Origin of the sequence: Pseudoxanthomonas sp. J35 (assembly GCF_000513995.1) — a bacterium.
Classification (GTDB): Bacteria; Pseudomonadota; Gammaproteobacteria; order Xanthomonadales; family Xanthomonadaceae; genus Pseudoxanthomonas.
Genome location: NZ_KI911335.1, coordinates 105472 through 107039, shown reverse-complemented (window position 1 = coordinate 107039; position 1568 = coordinate 105472). Strand labels below are relative to the sequence as shown.

The 1568-nt window shown below is 69.5% G+C and carries 2 CRISPR repeat arrays.

What is annotated here, in order from left to right:
• Window positions 1-5: 5 nt before the first annotated feature.
• Window positions 6-1137: a CRISPR direct-repeat array (repeat unit 29 nt; unit sequence CGGTTCATCCCCGCGAGCGCGGGGAACAC).
• A 6-nt stretch (window positions 1138-1143) separates the two neighbouring features.
• Window positions 1144-1568: a CRISPR direct-repeat array (repeat unit 29 nt; unit sequence CGGTTCATCCCCGCGAGCGCGGGGAACAC).

Below are 1568 nucleotides of genomic sequence, written 5' to 3'. Positions count from 1 at the left end.
GAGGACGGTTCATCCCCGCGAGCGCGGGGAACACTCGATGTCGTCCTCCGTGTACAGGCCGGTAGCCGGTTCATCCCCGCGAGCGCGGGGAACACGCGACCACCAGCATCGGGTGGCCGACATCCTGAAGGTTCATCCCCGCGAGCGCGGGGAACACGCTGATCTCTGCGCTGTATTCGCGGGTCGGCTCGGTTCATCCCCGCGAGCGCGGGGAACACAGCCGCCAGCGCGTCCATGGAAAGGAGCTGGCCGGTTCATCCCCGCGAGCGCGGGGAACACATCTCCGCCCGTACCTCGCGTCCGGCGTGGAACGGTTCATCCCCGCGAGCGCGGGGAACACCATGTCGGCGGTGGAGCGGAAGCGCAGCGAACCCGGTTCATCCCCGCGAGCGCGGGGAACACCAGCTGCAGCGCTGGCAGGGCGAGATCGAACGCGGTTCATCCCCGCGAGCGCGGGGAACACGCCGGACTCGGCCATCCCGGATGAGTCGGCGGCCGGTTCATCCCCGCGAGCGCGGGGAACACGACCACTGTGACCAAAGGGCGCCCCAAGGTGCCGGTTCATCCCCGCGAGCGCGGGGAACACCACTCCAGGTCCTGCTCGCGGCCATCCGTCCGCGGTTCATCCCCGCGAGCGCGGGGAACACCCGGCGCGCAGCCACGCGGCGACGACGGCGTTCGGTTCATCCCCGCGAGCGCGGGGAACACCGCCTCGATGGCCTCAGCCTGGGCAATGCACCACGGTTCATCCCCGCGAGCGCGGGGAACACGCGGAGGAAGGCGGCATGACCCTGCGAGTCACCGGTTCATCCCCGCGAGCGCGGGGAACACGGCAGCCTGATGGGCTGGCTCGGACCTCGCCCCGGTTCATCCCCGCGAGCGCGGGGAACACTTGCGGTAGGCGGCGATCTCGCCGGTGGGCACCGGTTCATCCCCGCGAGCGCGGGGAACACCTCGCCGCGGTGGACGACGCCGGCGACGGAGTACGGTTCATCCCCGCGAGCGCGGGGAACACAGCAGGCGCGCGATGAAGGCGCCCTGCTCCAGCGGTTCATCCCCGCGAGCGCGGGGAACACTGTCGATCGTCAGCTTCGTAGAAAGAATCGAGCGGTTCATCCCCGCGAGCGCGGGGAACACNTCCAGCGGTTCATCCCCGCGAGCGCGGGGAACACTGTCGATCGTCAGCTTCGTAGAAAGAATCGAGCGGTTCATCCCCGCGAGCGCGGGGAACACTGCAGCTGGAACGTCTCCTGGTTGTTCTTCGGCGGTTCATCCCCGCGAGCGCGGGGAACACCACTTCCCGCAGCACGAGTGCTACGTGGAGGCCGGTTCATCCCCGCGAGCGCGGGGAACACNCGGTTCATCCCCGCGAGCGCGGGGAACACGGCGTGAATGTGTTGGCCATGGCGCTCTCCTGCGGTTCATCCCCGCGAGCGCGGGGAACACGAGTCGATGGTTTCCAGCGCCATTTCTGGGAGCGGTTCATCCCCGCGAGCGCGGGGAACACTCGTTGGCCAGGCGCGCGCCATCGGCGCCGATCGGTTCATCCCCGCGAGCGCGGGGAACAC